Source organism: Amycolatopsis sp. NPDC049253 (assembly GCF_040678995.1).
In the GTDB taxonomy this organism is placed as follows: Bacteria; Actinomycetota; Actinomycetes; order Mycobacteriales; family Pseudonocardiaceae; genus Amycolatopsis.
This window is the reverse complement of sequence record NZ_JBFAQX010000001.1, coordinates 693,554-709,583: the sequence shown is the minus strand read 5'-3', so window position 1 is coordinate 709,583 and position 16,030 is coordinate 693,554. Positions and strand designations below refer to the sequence as shown.

Here is a 16,030-nt window from a genome sequence, read left to right as displayed (position 1 = left end):
CCAACCCCCAGATGGACGCAGCGAAGCGAGCCAGGCTTGCGTTTTCCGCAAGCATAGCTCGGCCACTCGCGAGCCCCTTTACGGAATCGAACCGTAGACCTTCTCCTTACCATGGAGACGCTCTGCCGACTGAGCTAAAGGGGCCTGCCTCTGTGAGGACTTGGAAAGATTAGCAAGGGGGTTCACCCGGCCGTGCACGAGGGGTCCCCTTTGCACAAAACCTCAGGTCAGCAGGGTCAAGACCGTCTCCGAGTGCCGGCCCGGCGACCGCGCCGTGCGAGCCTGCAGCCAGGCCTCCAGGCGGTCCTCGGGCAGCGGCCGCGAGATCAGGTACCCCTGGGCGACGTCACACCCCATCGCTTCGAGCTGGTCGCGCGCGACGTCCTCCTCGACGCCCTCGGCGACCACCGTGAGGCCCAGCGAGTGACCGAGTTCGACGATCGAGCGCACCACGGCGAGGTCGCCGAGGTCGGTGCCCATGCCGAGCACGAAGCTCTTGTCGATCTTCACCTGGTCCACCGGCAGCTGCCGCAAGTACGCGAGTGACGAGTAGCCCGTGCCGAAGTCGTCCACGGCCAGCACGATGCCGAGCGAGTGCAGCTCCCGCAGGATCGGCAGGGCCTTCTGCGGGTCGGACATCACGCCGGACTCGGTGAGCTCGAACGTGAGCAGCTCGGGCGGCACGTCGTAGCGTTCCAGCTCGCGCTGGACCTTCGCCGGGAAGTCCTCGTCGGCCAGGTTGCGCACGGAGAGGTTCACGGCCGCGGAGATGCGCAGGCCCTCGTCGAGCCACTTGCGCACGCGCTTGAGCGAGGCCTCGAGCACGAAGGACGTCAGTACGCCGATCAGGCCGGCCGCCTCGATGGCGGGCACGAACTCGTCCGGGCCGAGCCGGCCGAACTCCGGGTGCACCCAGCGCACGAGCGCCTCGACGCCCTGCACCTGGCGGTTCGGCAGTGTGATCTTCGGCTGGTAGTGCACGGACACGTGCCCGTCCTCCAGCGACTGCCGGAACTGCGTCACCATCTGGAAGCGGCGCAGGAAGATCTGGCCCATGCTCGGCACATAGCCGCGCACCTCTTCGCCGCCGCGGGTGGCGCGGACGGCGACGTCGGCGCGCTGCAGCAGGCCGTCGACGTCCACGGGCTCGCCGCCGTCCTCGGTGGAGGTGGTCGCGTAGCCGATCATCGCGTTGGCCTCGACCGAAAGCCGGTCGACGGGGTAGGGCGCCGAAAGCTGCACGCGCAGGCGTTCAGCCGCGGCGTGGGCGTTCTCCGGTGTGCAGCCCACGAGCAGGGCGGCGAACGACGCGCCCTCCAGGCGGGCGAGCGGCACGTCCGGGCCCAGGGCGTCGCGGATGCGGCGGCCGGCGGCGATCACCATGCGGTCGGCCCACGAGTAGCCCAGCGCGTCGCTGACGGTCGAGAAGACGTCGAGGTCGATGCGCAGCACCACGGCGTTGGCGAAGTCACGCAGCGGCTCCTTGGCGACCTGCTGGAAGCCCGGCCGGTTGAGATGGCCGGTGAGCGGGTCGTGGTAGGCGTCGTGGCGCAGGGTCGCGAGCAGGCGCCGGTTGTCGAGCGACGTCGCGAGGTGGCTGGCCATCGTGCCGAGCAGCTGCACGTCGTACTTGCCGAAGCCGCGCCAGCGGGAGAGCCGGTCGTGGGCCTCGACGACGCCGAGCAGCTGGTTGGCGCTGCGCAGCGGCACCACGAGCGCCTCCTGCGCGCCGCGGTTGAGCAGCGCCGCGCGGACGTCGGGGTTGGCCTCGGTGATGCGGAAGTGGCGCACGTGGGCGCCGGGCAGGCGCTGCAGCGGGTCGTCGGCGTTCGGGTCGACGGGCGGCAGCTCGTCGCCGGCCACGACCACGCGCATGGTGTCCTTGGCCTCCAGGCGCAGCCGCAGCACGACGCGGCCGGCGGCCAGCTGGTCCTTGATGCGCTCGGCGATCGTGGCCCACTCGCGCACGTCGACGCCGCCCACGAGCTCGTCGGCGCGCCCGGCCGGTCGCGCGGCGGCCTGCTGGCCCGAGCGGGCGACCATGAGGCTGACGTCGGACAGCGCCTCCATGTCCCGCTGCTCGCGCAGCAGGTCGGAGTAGGCCCAGTACAGCGCGGTCAGCCCGAGGAACACCGCCAGGACCAACGGCCAAGCCTGCGGGGTGTTCGCGATCACGAGGTAGCCGCTCAGGCCCACCGACGCGTTCACGAAGCCCACCACGAGGATGCGGCCGGTGAGGCGGATCGCGGTGCTCACGCGCATGCGGCGGCGCAGCACGCGCACGGCGGCCAGCGCCAGCAGCGTGCTGACCAGCGGCGCGGTGAGCGTGCCCGCCAGCGCGGCGACCCACGGCATGGCCTCGCCGCCGCCCACGGCCTGCTTCACGAGCCCCGCGACGGCGAACGCGCCGGTGATCTCGAGCAGGAACGCGCCCGCGTTGTAGAGGACGCGTCCGGCGACCTTGCGGGCCAGCAGCGTGCCGATGCCCGCGACCAGGTGCGCGGCCAGCACGACCTCGAACGGAGCGACGAAGAAACCGATTACCAGCGGAATTTCTGTGAACGAGATCGTCCACGAAATGCCGCTTCGGACGTCGACGTTGATGCCCAGCTGTTCGGCGAGCAGGAACGCGAGTGCCAGCACTGGTCCGATCCACCAGAGCTTGGCCGAGCCGTGAAAGGGCAACCAGGAACCGACCGCGAACGCGGTGATCAGCCCCAGGCCGAGAACGGCGAAGGTGTATATGCGGAACCGGCGTTCGTCCGTGCGGGCCTCGGTGAAGGTCCCGGAAACGGCGCCCCCCTTGGCCTGTTTCGCCGCTGGGGCGGCATCAGGCCTGCCGTTGCTGTCCGGCATCCGACCTTCCTTCCCGGCTGCCCACCGGTCGCGCTCGTCAGTGACGTCAGGTGTGGACAAGGGCCATACCGTACCCCGGAGGGCGTACCCGTGTCCCTTTCGAGACAGTAGGAGATCACCCCAGGGTTAACAATGGGCTTGTGGCGCTGACCTGCGTGGACCAAGGAGTGAAACTCCCCGTTCGTGCCTGATTCGGCGGCCCGGGGTGTGTTCAGGGGTTCTGCCGAGTCCTGCGGGGCGACAATGAAGTACATGCACAACGACGTGACAGCCACCGGGCACGCGGCGCGGATCGCCACGGTGGACGCGCTGCTCCCCGCGCCCCTTCCGTTCGAAGTCCACGACGACGCCACTCTCCTGTCGGCGCAGGTAGGAGACACGACGGCCGCCGGTCTGGCCACCAGCACCGAGCTCGGCCCCGACAGCGCCCAGTCCATCTGGCGGGCCCTGACCGAGCACCGGCTCGAGGTCCAGCTCGCCGGTCCGGACCCCGCCGCCGGCCTCGACGCGTTGCTCACTCGATGGGATGAACACGTGTCGACCATCGCCCGTCCGGGGGATCCCGAGTGCTCCGCCGTGGTCTCCCGGCCCAGCCGTGACACCGCCGGCGTGACCGAAATGCTGCGCCACGGCTTCGCCCCCGTCGGCGTGATCGCCGTCCGCCCGGCCCAGCGCATGGCCGCCTCGGGCCCCACGACGACCCCCGGCGTCTGCATCCGGCACGCCACGCCGGACGACCTCGACACCGCCGTGCACCTCATGCTCGAGCTCCAGCGCTACGACGCGCAGTTCGGCCGCGTCACGGTGCGGCCCGGCATCGACGAGCTCGTCGGCAAGGAGCTGCTGAGGTTGCTGGAGCGCCCGGAGCCGCAGGTGTGGATCGCCGAGCTGTACGGGCAGGCGCTCGGCCTGGCCGTGCTGCAGATGCCCGACGAGACGGCGTGGATCAAGCACCGCGTGGCCGCTTCGCGGATCGGCTACCTGTCTTCGCTGGCGGTCGCGGAGGCTGCGCGGTCGGCCGGTGTGGGTACGGCGCTGGCGGCCCATGCGCACCAGGTGTTCGACGAGGCCGGGGCTGATGTCGTGCTGCTGCACACGGCGGTGCTGAACCCGCGGTCGACGCCGTTTTGGTACGCGCAGGGGTATCGGCCGTTGTGGACGGGGTGGCAGCGGCGGCCGGCGGTCCGCTGATTCGTGGCGTGGTGGTGGACGAGTGGGGGCTCGTCCACCGGGTCGCCGGCGTCGGCGTGGTGATGCTGCTCGGCCGGAGGGAGATCATCGTCGGTGCTCGCTAGGCTTGGCCTTCCGCGACGAGGGGAGTTCCGACGTGAGCGAGCAGCCGGCGTCCGCGCCGAAGGCGCCCGAGGGCGTGGACACCGAGAAGCCCTCGGCGGCGCGGATCTACGACTGGTACCTCGGTGGCACGCAGAACTGGGCCGTCGACCGCGAGTTCGGCCGGCGCGTGGAGCAGCAGTGGCCGCTCGTGCGGCCGGGCGCGAAGCAGAACCGCGAGTTCATGAACCGCACGGTGCGCGCCGCACTCAAGGCGGGGATCCGGCAGTTCATCGACCTCGGCTCGGGGGTGCCGACGGCCGGCAACGTCCACGAGGTCATCGACGCCGAGCTGGACGACGACGACCGCGCCACCGTGTTGTACGTGGACTACGAGCCCGTGGCCGTGGCCCACGCGACGTTGATCCTCGAAGAGGAAGCCGCCACCGACTGGGCCGGCATCCTGCAGGCCGACCTGCGCGACCCGACGGCCGTGCTGCGCTCGCCGACCACGCGCGAGTTCATCGACTTCTCCCGGCCGGTGTGCCTGCTGATGATGGCGGTGCTGCACTTCGTCGGCCCGGACGACGACCCCGAGGGCCTCGTCAAGGCCTACCGCGACGCGCTCGCGCCGGGCAGCTGGCTGTCCATCTCGCAGATGAGCGAGGGCGACGGCGACGGCCCGGCGCTCGAAGGCCTGCGCTGGTTCGTGGAGCAGTACCGCAAGACCAGCAACCCCGTCTGGATGCGCGACCGCGACGACATCGCGCCGTTCTTCGGCGGCTGGCCGTTGCTCGAGCCGGGCATCGTGCACCTGCCGGACTGGCGGCCGGAGCGTGAGCTGAACGCGGTGGAGGCGGAGGCGCGGCCGTTCGCGTGGTGCGGGGTCGCGGAGAAGCCGTGACCGAGCCGGACGCGCCGGCTGGGGTGGACGTCGAGAAGCCGTCGGCCGCGCGCGTCTACGACTGGCACCTCGGTGGTTACCGCCTCGGCCGGGAGATCCGGGCGGGGCGGTGAGTTCTGCGGCTCGCGGCCGCCAGAAGCCGTGCCCCGAGCGGCGTCGCGGAGAAGCCGTGACCGGGCCCACGGTGCCCTGACCAGCGCGTAAGCCTGATCGCTGCCAGCGAACACTCCGCGGGAAACAAACCCGCCCCACGGATAGTTGAGCAAGGCAGACTCAACTAATCGAGGAGTGCACATGTCAGATCCCCGCCTCCTGCCCGTTCTCCCGCTCGATGACGACGTCGTGCTGCCGGGCATGGTGGTCCCGCTCGACCTCACCGACGCCGAGACCCGGGGCGCAGTGGAGTCCGCTCAGGCCAAGACGCCCGCGACGGCGTCGTTCCCCGGCATCCGCTCCGGCGCGGCCACCAAGGCCGAAGTGCTGATCGTCCCCCGCGTCCACGGCGAGTACGCCGAGATCGGCACGGTCGCCACCGTCGAGCGCATCGGCCGGGTTCCCGGCGGCAAGGCCGCCGTTCTGCTGCGCGGCACCGGCCGCGCCGTGGTGGGCCGCATCGCGGACGGTCCCGGCGCCGCGCGCTGGGTCCACGCCGACGAGGCCGCCGAGTTCACCGACGACCGCTCCACGCAGCTCGCGTCGGAGTACAAGGCCGTGGTCATCTCGCTGCTCCAGCAGCGCGGTGGCTGGCAGATGATCGACGCCGTCCAGCAGGTCGAAGAGCCCTCCGCGGTCGCCGACCTGGCCGGCAACGCGCCGTACCTGGCCACGGAGCAGAAGCTCGAACTGCTGACCACGCTCGACGTGAGCAAGCGGCTCGAGAAGGCCATGGAGTGGAGCAAGGAGTACCTCGCCGAGCTCGAGGTGACCGACACCATCCGCAAGGACGTCCAGGAGGGCATGGACAAGCAGCAGAAGGAATTCCTGCTGCGCCGCCAGCTCGAGGCGATCCGCAAGGAGCTCGGTGAGCTCGACGGCACCGCCGAGGACGACGACTACCGCGCCCGCGTCGAGGCCGCCGACCTGCCCGACAACGTCAAGAAGGCCGCGCTGGCCGAGGTCGACAAGCTGGAGCGCACCTCCGAGCAGTCGCCCGAGGGCGGCTGGATCCGGACGTGGCTCGACACCGTCCTCGAACTGCCGTGGAACGAACGCACCGAGGACGTCTACGACATCGCCGCCGCGCGCGCCGTGCTCGACGCGGACCACGCGGGCCTCGACGACGTCAAGGAACGCATCATCGAGTACTTGGCCGTGCGCAAGCGTCGCGCGGAGTCGGGGCTCGGCCCGGTCGGCGGACGTCGTTCGGGTGCCGTGCTCGCCCTCGCGGGCCCTCCCGGGGTCGGCAAGACGTCGCTGGGTGAGTCCGTGGCGAAGGCCATGGGGCGCAAGTTCGTGCGCGTCGCCCTCGGTGGCATCCGGGACGAGGCGGAGATCCGCGGGCACCGCCGGACGTACGTCGGCGCGCTGCCGGGCCGCATCGTCCGGGCCATCAAGGAGGCCGGCTCGATGAACCCGGTCGTGCTGCTCGACGAGATCGACAAGGTCGGCGCCGACTACCGCGGCGACCCGACGGCCGCGCTGTTGGAGGTGCTGGACCCGGAGCAGAACCACACGTTCCGCGACCACTACCTCGAGGTGGAGCTCGACCTGTCCGACGTCGTGTTCCTCGCGACGGCCAACGCGCTGGAGACCATCCCCGGCCCGCTGCTCGACCGCATGGAGCTCGTCACGCTCGACGGCTACACCGAGCACGAGAAGGTGACGATCGCCCGTGACCACCTGCTACCGCGCGAGCTGGAGCGCGCCGGCCTCACGACCGGCGACGTGGTGATCACCGACGCGGCGTTCAGCCGGATCGCCGCCGAGTACACCCGCGAGGCGGGCGTGCGCGACGCGAACCGGACGATCGCCAAGCTGTTGCGCAAGATCGCGACGAAGGTGGCTCTGGACGAGGCCGCACTGCCGGTCTCCCTGGACGCGGCCGACCTGGAGACCTACCTGGGCCGCCCGCGCCACGTGCCGGAGTCCTCGCTGCCGACCTCGACCCAGCGCACGTCCATCCCGGGCGTCGCGACGGGCCTGGCCGTGACCGGCGCGGGCGGCGATGTGCTCTACATCGAGGCGTCGCTGGCCGACCCGGAAAGCGGCTCGACGGGCCTTCAGCTCACCGGCCAGCTCGGTGACGTGATGAAGGAGTCGGTGCAGATCGCGCTCTCGTACCTGCGCTCGCACGGCGCGGAGCTCGAACTGCCCGTCGGCGACCTGAAGGACCGCGGCATCCACGTCCACGTCCCCGCGGGCGCGGTGCCGAAGGACGGCCCCTCGGCCGGCGTCACCATGACGACGGCTCTGGCGTCGCTGCTGTCCGGCCGGGTCGTGCGCGCCGATGTGGCGATGACCGGCGAGGTCTCGCTGACCGGACGCGTGCTGCCGATCGGCGGGGTGAAGCAGAAGCTGCTCGCCGCGCACCGGGCGGGGATGAAGACGGTGATCATCCCGCAGCGCAACGAACCGGACCTCGACGACGTGCCGGCGGAGGTGTTGTCGCAGCTGGATGTGCACGCTGTGGCGAACGTCCGTGAGGTGCTGGAGCTGGCGTTGACGCCCGCTTCCTCGGAGGTTCCGCAGGCTGCGTGAGTCTTCGCGTGAATGGCCCCCGTTTCCGTTGGGAACGGGGGCTTTTCACTGTTCGAAGCCCTCCACGACGACCTGTTCTCCTTCGCCCCGGAAGGTTTCCGCGCGCCGCTCGATGTCGGCCAGCTGCGCCGCGGCCCGCGAACACGGGAACCCGAACTGCGCGAGCACCCGCTCCGACGCGAGCGTCAACGCCGCCCGCGAACGCTCGACGAACTCCGCGACCGGGTACGCCTCCCCCGCGGCGAAGTGCTGTTCGACCACAGTGGACGGTGAATAGCACCGCTGCACCGAGGAATCCGGCCAGCGCACTCGGAACACGACCTCGGGCATGGGTCCTCCTCGATGTTGCGTCGAGTGGACACCACGCACGTTTCGCCGTTGTTGCGCGAAGGCGGGGTGTGATCAGGGCAACAGCCCGCGGGGAAGCCACTGCTCGGTGAACCGGTGGCGGCCGAGGCCGACGGCGTCGAACTCGTCGTGGTGGGATCCGGCGTCGACGCCCAGGCGGCGGAGGGCCTGGGAAGCCGGCGAACCCTCGGGCGGGTTGACGAGTTCGTCCTCGGAGACGTGGATCGGGCCGAAGACGACGGCTCCCGCTTCCCACACCTGGGCGGTGCTCGGGCCGTCGCCGCCGAAGAGTTCCACCTCGACGTAGGCGATGGGGCCGGCCAGCGAGCAGCGGACCAGGGCCACTTCGAAACCGCGAGGGAATTCCAGGAACGGCGCGAGCTCGGGGGCTTCGGGGTCGGCGACGGAGGACGCGTAGTCCCCCGGTGACCGGGACGAGCGAAAGGCCCTGTCCGAGCGAGACGATCACCGGGTCGCCGGGGAGTCCGCGAAGGACTGCGGCCGTGGCGATGACGGCTTCCAGGACGTACGCCATCAGAAGTCGAGCTTGCGCCACTCGAAGTGGGTGCGCCAGGTGTCGTCGTGGGTGGCGAAGGGGATGAAGGCCGTGGTGACGTCGTCGAGGGAGGGGACGTCGGTGCGGCAGTGGCGGTCCGGGGAGCCGTCGCGGTGTTCGAGGGCGTACAGGCTGTCGACGGCGCCCGCGGACTTGCCTTGGCCGACCTGGACGTAGGAGTCGCCGCATTCGAGGACGGCGTACCAGTTGGCGGCGGAGAGGCGCTGCAGGGCGGCGCGGATGGCGGCGGGGTCGGGGTTTTCGAGGTGGGAACCGTCGCACGCGGTCAGCGAAAAGGCGGCCGGGTTGTGGACGGCGGCGGTCTGCGGGTTGCACGCAACCAGGCCGTGGCGACGGGCCAAATCCAGCACGAACCGCGTCACGGCGTCGGCGAAGGACCAGGAGATGGGCATGACGACGGCGTCTTCATAACGGCTGAGACCGGCGGACCAGGGTGCCTTTTCGAGGTCGCCGGACTCGATGGCGTCGACGAGTTCGGGGTACCGCGCCGTGACCTCGCAGTAGAACGCGGCGACCTGCGGGTGCCGGATGTCGCCGGGCTCGCTTTCGTAGAGCTGGTCGGCCTTGCGCTTCGCGTCGGCTGCACTCATGACCACGGGCGCGAACCACACGGCGAGATCGAAACTCACGGCGCCTCTCCCCAGTTCGGGGACGAGCTTACGTCGCCTCGACGCGGCCGAGCATGGAGCCGAGCTTGGTGAGGGCGTAGTAGATGTCGATGTCGATCACGACCTGGCGGTGGCGCTCCAGCGTCTCCGGCAGGCGCGCGAGCAGGGCGGGCGCGGTGGCGGTGTCGAGGAGGAGCTCGTCGAGCCGCGCCTGGCCGCCGAGGGCGTCGATGAGGGCTTGGACGTCCCAGTCGTCCCAGGCCTCGTACGTCGGGTCCTCGACGTCCACGTCGGACGGCACCGCCGCGCGGCACACGTAGATCATGAGGTGGTCGAACTCGTCGAGGGCGCCGGCGTGGGCGTCGTGCCAGCCCGGCGGCGGTGCGGGGAAGCTGCTGCGGAACGGGTGGAACCCGATGACCTCGCCCATGTCCGGAAGTCTGCCACCACACCCGGGTGTGAATCCCCTGGTCGGGCCTTTGATCACCCGAAATTGTCGGACCTCGTCGCTAGCCTCGCGGCGTACCTACTGGGGAAGGACCACTGTGGAACTCACGACGCACCTGCCACCCGCCGACCGCGAACGGGTCGAGGCGCGGCTGGAACACAACCTGATGGCGTGGCTCACCACCGTGCGGCCGGACGGGCAGCCGGTCACCGTGCCCGTGTGGTTCCTCACGCGCGACGACGGGACCTTCCTGCTCTACAGCCGCCCCGGTACGCGGAAGCTGCGCAACATCGCCACCAACCCGAAGGTCAGCCTGGTGCTGGACGTCACCGACATCGGCCGCAACGTCGTGCGGATCGAAGGCCTGGCCACACCCGCGACGGCCCCGCCGGCCGACCGGAACCCCGCTTACCTGGCCAAGTACACCGAACGCATCGCGGCCCTGTTCGACACGCCTGAGCGGTTCGCCGAGCTGTTCTCCGTCGCGGTGGTGGTGACGCCGACGAAGCTGAGCACCTCGTGAAACAACAAACCCCCACGAGTCTTCGTGGGGGCTGGTGTGGCAGGTGAGGGATTCGAACCCCCGAAGGCTGAGCCGTCTGATTTACAGTCAGATCCCTTTGGCCGCTTGGGTAACCTGCCATGGCCGGGTGACCGGCCGCGTAGAAGGATACCCAACGGTCCGACGCGCCGATCAACCGGGGACCCCACCAGGTGACAGGGGCTAGGCTGGTGGCCCCTGACGAGCGAGTACGAGGTGTGAGAACACGTGGCGGATCCCTCTTTCGACGTGGTGAGCAAGGTCGACCGCCAGGAGGTCGACAACGCGCTGAACCAGGCGAGCAAGGAGCTGGGCACCCGGTTCGACTTCCGCGGCACGGGCACGAGCATCAACTGGTCCGGCGAAGAAGCGCTCACCATCGAGTCGGAGACCGAGGAGCGCGCGCTCGCCGCCGTGGAGGTCTTCAAGGAGAAGCTGATCAAGCGCAACATCTCGCTGAAGGCGTTCGAAGCCGGCGAGCCCGCGCTGTCCGGCAAGATCTACAAGATCGGCGGCAAGATCCTGCAGGGCATCGCGTCGGACAAGGCGAAGCAGATCGCCAAGTTCATCCGCGACGAGGGCCCGAAGGGCGTCCAGGCGCAGATCCAGGGTGACCAGCTTCGGGTGTCGGGCAAGAAGAAGGACCAGCTGCAGGACGTGATCGCCTTGCTGAAGGGCAAGGACTTCGAGATCGCGTTGCAGTTCACGAACTACCGCTGAGCCGACCTGACGAACTCCGTCGGGGTCTGGCCGTAGCGGGATTTGAAGGCGCGGATCAGGTGGCTGCTGTCCGAGAACTGCCAGCGGGCCGCGGCTTCCGAGACGGTGGCGCGGCCCGTGGCCAGGTCGGCGCGGGCGCGTTCCAGGCGGCGGCGCCGGACGTAGGCCGCGGCGGACTCGTCGGAGCCGGCGAAGGCGCGGTGGAGGGTGCGGACCGGGACGTTCAGGTGGCGGGCCAGCACGGCCGGCGAGAGGTCCGCGTCCGGGAGCAGGGCGTCGGCGAGGTCGCGGGCGGCCTGGGCCAGGGCGGGGGCCAGCTGGGAGTCGGCGCAGTCGGTGCTGCCGAGGATGACGCCCTTCGCCAGTTCCACCAAGGACGCGCGCGCGGCGATGAGGCCGGCCGGGGTGAGGGTGTCGACGGTGGCCTCGACGGCGCGGGTCTGGGCCAATAGCAGGCGGACCTCGGCCGTCGCCGCGTTGCCGATCACGTGCCGGTCGGCCAGGTGGGTGCGCAGCTGCTCGACGGGCAGCTGCAGGACGGTCGCGCTCGTGCGCGGCTCGACCTCGAACGTCCACGAGGGATCGTTGAGGCGCACCACGAACTGGCCACCCGCGACGGTCGTGGAAGTGCGGCGCGGGCCGGTGAACCGCCACTCGCCGCGGCGGACGACGTGGAGCACGACGCGGTTGTTGAGGTGGTTGAACTCACCACCGGTGCCGCCGGCGACGGATTCGCTGTAGAGGCGCTCGATGACGGCGTCGTCCACTTTGGCGTGGCGGATGCGCACGCGGTAGTCGCCGGTGCCGACAGGTTTCGCGGGCGGCGGGGGATCACCCGCCCGGCCTGGGCGTCCCAGCCCTGGCGCAGCACGTCGGGCCAGTCACGCGCGTGCGCGGGCACCGTCACGTCCACGGAGTACTTCCGACGCGTCTCCACACCTCCACCACGGACGAACACGGCGCTGAGGTTCAACGGAGACGGCGTCCACGTCCAGTCGCGGGGCGCCCCTGCGTTTCTAGCGTGAGGCGGAGCGCCGCCGGGGAGTCCGGCGGGCCCGGCACGGAAGGACCCGCCATGACCGTGGCCCCGGCAGCACAGATGCTCAACCTGCTCACCGGCGGCTGGGTCGCCCAGACGCTGCGCGCCACGGCGGCGCTCAACATCGCCGACCACCTCGCCGACGGTCCCGCCACGGCCGAGCAGGTCGCGGAGCGTGAGGGCAGTGACCCGCGCACGACGTACCGGCTGATGCGCGCCGCGTCGTCGCTCGGGGTGCTCCCCTACGAGGGCGAGCGCCGATTCGCGTCGACGCCGCTGGGCGAGCTGCTGCGCACGGGCGTGCCCGGCTCGATGCGGTCGCTCGTGCTGGTGCAGAACGAGCACGCGCACTGGCAGTCGTGGGAACGGCTGCCCGACGCCGTACGCGCGGGCGGGTCGAAGGCGCGCGAGGTGCTCGGCACGGACCTGTTCGGCTACTTCGCGCAACCGGAAAACTCCGAGGAAGCCGCGTTGTTCTCCCGCGCGATGGGAGATCTGTCCGGTTTGGTCGCCCAGGGCGCGGTGGCTGCGGTGGACACGACCGGCGTGACGACCGTGCTCGACGCGGGCGGCGCCGACGGCGACTTCGTGCTCGGTCTGATGGCCGCCAACCCCAGCTGGAGGGGCTGGTGCTCGACCTGCCGCACGTCGTCCCGGGCGCCCGCAAGGAGACCGAGCGGCGTGGGCTGGCCGGCCGCTTCGCCGCGATCGCGGGTGACTTCTTCGTCGAGGTCCCGCACGCGGACCTGTACCTGCTGAAGATGATCCTCCACGACTGGACCGACGAACACTGGCTCACGATCCTGCGCAACTGCCGCGCCGCCGTGACCGAAGGCGGGCGGCTGCTGGTTGTCGAGACGGTGATCGGCGAGCTCGGCACGCCGGACTTCGCGACGCGCGTGGACATGAACATGCTCAACGTCACCGACGGCATGGAACGCGACCTCGACGAGTACGACGCCCTGTTCGCCGCGTCGGGCTGGCGTCGCGAGAAGACGTATCCGGTCGGCGGCGGTTACTCGGTGCTGGAGCTCGTCACGACGCCGTGAACGTCCACTGGCCCTCGTACGCCTGGACCTCCACCAGGGTCGGGCCCGGCACCGGGAAGTCCGCCGTGGTGGCGCCGATCTCGTTGACCGCCAGGTCCATGGTGCCGCCACCCTGGACCCAGACGGCGGAGTTGCCCCGCGAGCCGGTCTTGAAGGTCGCGTGGCTGACGCCCGCGGGGATCACCAGCACGGCGTCGCCCTTGCCGGCGTAGGGCTTGCCCGCCGTGACGGTGGGCAGGGTGTGGTGGTCGGTGAGGGTGGCGGTCCACGAGGAGTCCGCGGTGATCGTGAGGGTGTGGGAGGGGTCGCGGCCTTCGACGACGTTGAACCAGACCGTGCCGTGGTACGCGCCGATGGCGTTGATGAGCGAGTTCTCGTCGCCGTCGGTGTGGACGAAGATGTTGGCGTCGCAGTGCGGGCAGTCGAAGGTGAGGTAGCCGGGGACGTCGGTGGGCCACGACAACCGGACCGTGGCGTCACCCTTGCCGGTGTGGGTTTCCGTCGGGGCTTCCAGCCGACGTGGAGGCGGGGGCGGCGGCACCGAGCTGGACGACGGCGCGTCGAGGCCCGGCGAGCCCAGGAGCACCCCGCGACCCGACGGCTGGACGCTGCACGAGGCCGTGACCAGGCCCGCGAGCAGCAGCACCGCAACACGCCCGCGGACGCGCGTCATCAGACATTCCCCCCTCGCGAGCCGCCGCGCGGCTCTTACGTGATCTTTCGTCACCCTTTGACGATCCGTTACCTCCACCTGACACCCGATCGAGCAGGTCAAACCCCTCGACCGGGTGGAGTCCCAGCGCTGACCTGCGGAAGCGCCGCAAAGCGGGCCGGAACGGACGCGGTTGCGTGGTGTAATCGCGCGGCCCCCGCCCGTGAGAGAGGTTCGCCGATGCGCCGTTGGACACCCGTGATCGCCTTCCTCACGTCACTGGTGGTGGTGGCCGCCGGGCTCACGCCCGCGTCGGCCGTGGTCGACAAGCAGCAGCTGGTGCCGGGGTACGGCTCGTACGCGCGGCTGATCCGGCTGCAGTACTCGCCGTTCGGCAAGGGCCACATCCTCGCGTCGCTCACGAGTGAGGACGGAGGCGGCAAGTTCACGCCCATCATGGAAAGCACCGACGAGGGCGCGAGCTTCCACAAGATCGGCGAGATCCGCGATCCCGACGGCAAGCTCGGCGAATGCTGCGGCACCCTCTACGAGCTGCCCCAGCGCGTCGGCCGGCTGCGCGCGGGCACCGTGCTGTGGGCCGCGAGCTACCGGCAGGACGCGGGCGCCCAGCGGCGCATCGGCATCAAGGTCTGGGCCAGCTCCGACGGCGGGAAGCGCTGGACGTACCTGTCCGAGGCCGCGATCTCGCACAACCACGACGGCATCTGGGAGCCCGAGTTCACCGTCGACGCCGGCGGCACGCTCTGGCTGCACTACGCGGACGAGACGCAAGCCCCGAAGTACGCGCAGGTGCTCAACCGCGTCGCGTCCACCGACGGGATCCACTGGGGCACCAAGCAGCTCACGCTGGCCATCCCGCCCGACCGCGTCCGCCCTGGCATGCCGATCATCCGGCGCCTGCCCGACGGCCGGTACTGGTTCAGCTACGAGATCTGCAACTACGGCGACCGCTACTGCGACCCGTACTACAAGATCTCCGCGGACGGCGCGAACTGGGGCAATCCAGCCGATCCGGGCACGCGCGTGAACACCGCCAGCGGCAACTACTTCCAGCACGCGCAGACCGTCACGCTCTTCCCCGGCGGGCCGAACGGCGTGCGGCTCGTGATGGTCGGGCAGATCTACACCAACGCCAAGGGCACGCCGGTCGCCGGCAACGGCCAGACCCTGCTCGCCAACGACAACCTCGGCGCCGGCAACTGGTACCCGCTGCCCGCCCCCATCCTCATCACCGGCATCTACAACAACTTCTGCCCCAACTACTCGTCCACGCTGCTGCCGGTGGACGGCGGCAAGAACGTGCTGGAGATCGCCACCGAGTACAACCTCGGCTGCAAGGCCTACTTCGGCAAAGGTCCGATGGGCTGACACACTCACTCGGAACGGTGAACGCCACGAGTGAGGAGACGGATGAAGGGCATCGTGCTGGCGGGGGGCAGCGGGACGCGCCTGCACCCGATCACGCAGGCCGTGTCGAAGCAGCTGCTGCCGGTCTACGACAAGCCGATGATCTACTACCCGATCTCGGTGCTCATGCTGGCGGGGATCCGCGAGATCCTGGTGATCTCCACGCCCGGTGACCTGCCGAACTTCCGGCGCCTGCTGGGTGACGGCAGCCAGTTCGGGCTGTCGTTCAGCTTCGCCGAGCAGCCCAGCCCCAACGGCCTGGCCGAGGCCTTCGTCATCGGCGCCGACTTCGTGGGCGACGACTCCGTGGCCCTCGTGCTGGGCGACAACATCTTCTACGGCCAGGGTTTCTCGCGCACCCTGCAGGACGCGTCGATCGACCTCGACGGCTGCGTGCTCTTCGGGTACCGCGTCAAAGACCCCGAGCGCTACGGCGTCGGCGAGATCGACGGGTCCGGCAGGCTGGTGTCGATCGAGGAGAAGCCGGTCAAGGCTCGGTCCAACAACGCGATCACCGGGCTGTACTTCTACGACAACGGGGTCGTCGACATCTCGCGCGCGCTGAAGCCGTCGCACCGCGGCGAGCTGGAGATCACGGACGTCAACCTCACCTACCTGCGCGAAGGCCGTGCCACCCTCATCGAGCTCAGCCGCGGCTTCGCCTGGCTCGACACGGGCACGCACGACTCGCTGCTCGAGGCCGGGCAGTTCGTGCAGGTGCTGGAACACCGCACCGGGGTGCGCATCGCCTGCCTGGAGGAGATCGCGGCCAGGATGGGCTTCATCAGCGCGGACGAGTGTTATGCGCTGGGGACGAAGCTGGCGAAGTCGGGATACGGGGACTACGTGATGAGCGTGGCGCAGTCGTTGGGTGCGACCGCCTAGCGAACC

14 protein-coding genes, 2 tRNA genes and 1 pseudogene are annotated in these 16,030 nt (G+C 70.2%); 8 read left to right on the top strand and 9 right to left on the bottom strand.

The window, feature by feature from the left end; genetic code table 11:
• Positions 1–71 precede the first annotated feature (71 nt).
• Positions 72–144, bottom strand: a tRNA-Thr gene (locus AB0K15_RS03590).
• A gap of 78 nt (positions 145–222) precedes the next feature.
• Entirely contained in the window at positions 223–2,856 is a 2,634-nt protein-coding gene (locus AB0K15_RS03585) for an EAL domain-containing protein (protein ID WP_285970697.1), read from the bottom strand.
• 252 nt (positions 2,857–3,108) lie between these two features.
• Here AB0K15_RS03585 and AB0K15_RS03580 point away from each other — a divergent pair, with 252 nt between their 5' ends.
• The 3 genes from AB0K15_RS03580 (at position 3,109) to lon (ending at position 7,729) form a co-directional block, all read left to right on the top strand.
• Positions 3,109–4,047, top strand: a complete 939-nt coding sequence (locus AB0K15_RS03580) for a GNAT family N-acetyltransferase (protein ID WP_364045149.1) — start codon at positions 3,109–3,111, stop codon at positions 4,045–4,047.
• A gap of 136 nt (positions 4,048–4,183) precedes the next feature.
• Positions 4,184–5,032: an SAM-dependent methyltransferase gene (locus AB0K15_RS03575; RefSeq protein ID WP_364045147.1), complete on the top strand. Its 849-nt coding sequence runs from the start codon at positions 4,184–4,186 to the stop codon at positions 5,030–5,032.
• Between the two features lie 294 nt (positions 5,033–5,326).
• Positions 5,327–7,729 (top strand): endopeptidase La, encoded by a 2,403-nt coding sequence (gene lon, locus AB0K15_RS03570; RefSeq protein WP_364045145.1) that lies wholly within the window; start codon positions 5,327–5,329, stop codon positions 7,727–7,729.
• 45 nt (positions 7,730–7,774) lie between these two features.
• Here lon and AB0K15_RS03565 read toward each other — a convergent pair whose 3' ends face one another.
• The 4 genes from AB0K15_RS03565 to AB0K15_RS03550 form a co-directional block, all read right to left on the bottom strand.
• Positions 7,775–8,059, bottom strand: coding sequence for an MSMEG_0570 family nitrogen starvation response protein (locus AB0K15_RS03565; RefSeq protein WP_364045143.1), 285 nt, complete (start codon positions 8,057–8,059; stop codon positions 7,775–7,777).
• A gap of 72 nt (positions 8,060–8,131) precedes the next feature.
• The gene (locus tag AB0K15_RS03560; protein WP_364045141.1) at positions 8,132–8,422 is read right to left on the bottom strand and encodes a hypothetical protein; all 291 of its coding nucleotides are present in this window, start codon (positions 8,420–8,422) and stop codon (positions 8,132–8,134) included.
• A gap of 189 nt (positions 8,423–8,611) precedes the next feature.
• A complete protein-coding gene (locus tag AB0K15_RS03555) occupies positions 8,612–9,283 on the bottom strand; it encodes a hypothetical protein (protein WP_364045139.1) in 672 nt (223 codons plus the stop codon).
• A gap of 28 nt (positions 9,284–9,311) precedes the next feature.
• On the bottom strand, positions 9,312–9,692 hold the full coding sequence (locus tag AB0K15_RS03550; RefSeq protein WP_364045137.1) for a hypothetical protein: 381 nt from the start codon (positions 9,690–9,692) through the stop codon (positions 9,312–9,314).
• A 115-nt stretch (positions 9,693–9,807) separates the two neighbouring features.
• Between AB0K15_RS03550 and AB0K15_RS03545 the strand changes: the two genes are divergently transcribed.
• Positions 9,808–10,233 carry a TIGR03667 family PPOX class F420-dependent oxidoreductase gene (locus tag AB0K15_RS03545; protein WP_364045135.1) on the top strand — a complete coding sequence of 142 codons (426 nt, stop codon included), beginning with the start codon at positions 9,808–9,810 and terminating at the stop codon, positions 10,231–10,233.
• A 37-nt stretch (positions 10,234–10,270) separates the two neighbouring features.
• Here AB0K15_RS03545 and AB0K15_RS03540 read toward each other — a convergent pair.
• Positions 10,271–10,352: transfer RNA gene (locus AB0K15_RS03540), tRNA-Tyr, on the bottom strand.
• Between the two features lie 127 nt (positions 10,353–10,479).
• Between AB0K15_RS03540 and AB0K15_RS03535 the strand changes: the two genes are divergently transcribed.
• Positions 10,480–10,971, top strand: coding sequence for a YajQ family cyclic di-GMP-binding protein (locus AB0K15_RS03535; RefSeq protein ID WP_364045133.1), 492 nt, complete (start codon positions 10,480–10,482; stop codon positions 10,969–10,971).
• Here AB0K15_RS03535 and AB0K15_RS03530 read toward each other — a convergent pair.
• On the bottom strand, positions 10,962–11,759 hold the full coding sequence (locus AB0K15_RS03530; protein ID WP_364045131.1) for a helix-turn-helix transcriptional regulator: 798 nt from the start codon (positions 11,757–11,759) through the stop codon (positions 10,962–10,964). The genes AB0K15_RS03535 and AB0K15_RS03530 overlap by 10 nt on opposite strands.
• A 287-nt stretch (positions 11,760–12,046) precedes the next feature.
• On the opposite strand from AB0K15_RS03530, the pseudogene AB0K15_RS03525 reads away from it, so the two are divergent.
• Positions 12,047–13,059: pseudogene (locus tag AB0K15_RS03525) on the top strand (methyltransferase).
• Here AB0K15_RS03525 and AB0K15_RS03520 read toward each other — a convergent pair.
• Positions 13,046–13,732, bottom strand: coding sequence for a hypothetical protein (locus AB0K15_RS03520; RefSeq protein ID WP_364045129.1), 687 nt, complete (start codon positions 13,730–13,732; stop codon positions 13,046–13,048). The pseudogene AB0K15_RS03525 and the gene AB0K15_RS03520 overlap by 14 nt on opposite strands.
• Before the next feature lie 219 nt (positions 13,733–13,951).
• Here AB0K15_RS03520 and AB0K15_RS03515 point away from each other — a divergent pair, with 219 nt between their 5' ends.
• Both AB0K15_RS03515 and rfbA read left to right on the top strand, forming a co-directional pair.
• A complete protein-coding gene (locus tag AB0K15_RS03515) occupies positions 13,952–15,100 on the top strand; it encodes a sialidase family protein (protein ID WP_364045127.1) in 1,149 nt (382 codons plus the stop codon).
• A 42-nt stretch (positions 15,101–15,142) separates the two neighbouring features.
• Positions 15,143–16,024, top strand: a complete 882-nt coding sequence (rfbA, locus tag AB0K15_RS03510; RefSeq protein ID WP_364045125.1) for a glucose-1-phosphate thymidylyltransferase RfbA — start codon at positions 15,143–15,145, stop codon at positions 16,022–16,024.
• The last annotated feature ends 6 nt before the right edge of the window (positions 16,025–16,030 follow it).

Bases quoted from the DNA above. Each gene is read 5' to 3' on its own strand.
- AB0K15_RS03585 (WP_285970697.1), bottom strand. From the start codon at position 2,856: ATGCCGGACAGCAACGGCAGGCCTGATGCCGCCCCAGCGGCGAAACAG.
- AB0K15_RS03580 (WP_364045149.1), top strand. From the start codon at position 3,109: ATGCACAACGACGTGACAGCCACCGGGCACGCGGCGCGGATCGCCACG.
- lon (WP_364045145.1), top strand. From the start codon at position 5,327: ATGTCAGATCCCCGCCTCCTGCCCGTTCTCCCGCTCGATGACGACGTC.
- AB0K15_RS03565 (WP_364045143.1), bottom strand. From the start codon at position 8,059: ATGCCCGAGGTCGTGTTCCGAGTGCGCTGGCCGGATTCCTCGGTGCAG.
- AB0K15_RS03550 (WP_364045137.1), bottom strand. From the start codon at position 9,692: ATGGGCGAGGTCATCGGGTTCCACCCGTTCCGCAGCAGCTTCCCCGCA.
- AB0K15_RS03520 (WP_364045129.1), bottom strand. From the start codon at position 13,732: ATGACGCGCGTCCGCGGGCGTGTTGCGGTGCTGCTGCTCGCGGGCCTG.
- AB0K15_RS03515 (WP_364045127.1), top strand. From the start codon at position 13,952: ATGCGCCGTTGGACACCCGTGATCGCCTTCCTCACGTCACTGGTGGTG.
- rfbA (WP_364045125.1), top strand. From the start codon at position 15,143: ATGAAGGGCATCGTGCTGGCGGGGGGCAGCGGGACGCGCCTGCACCCG.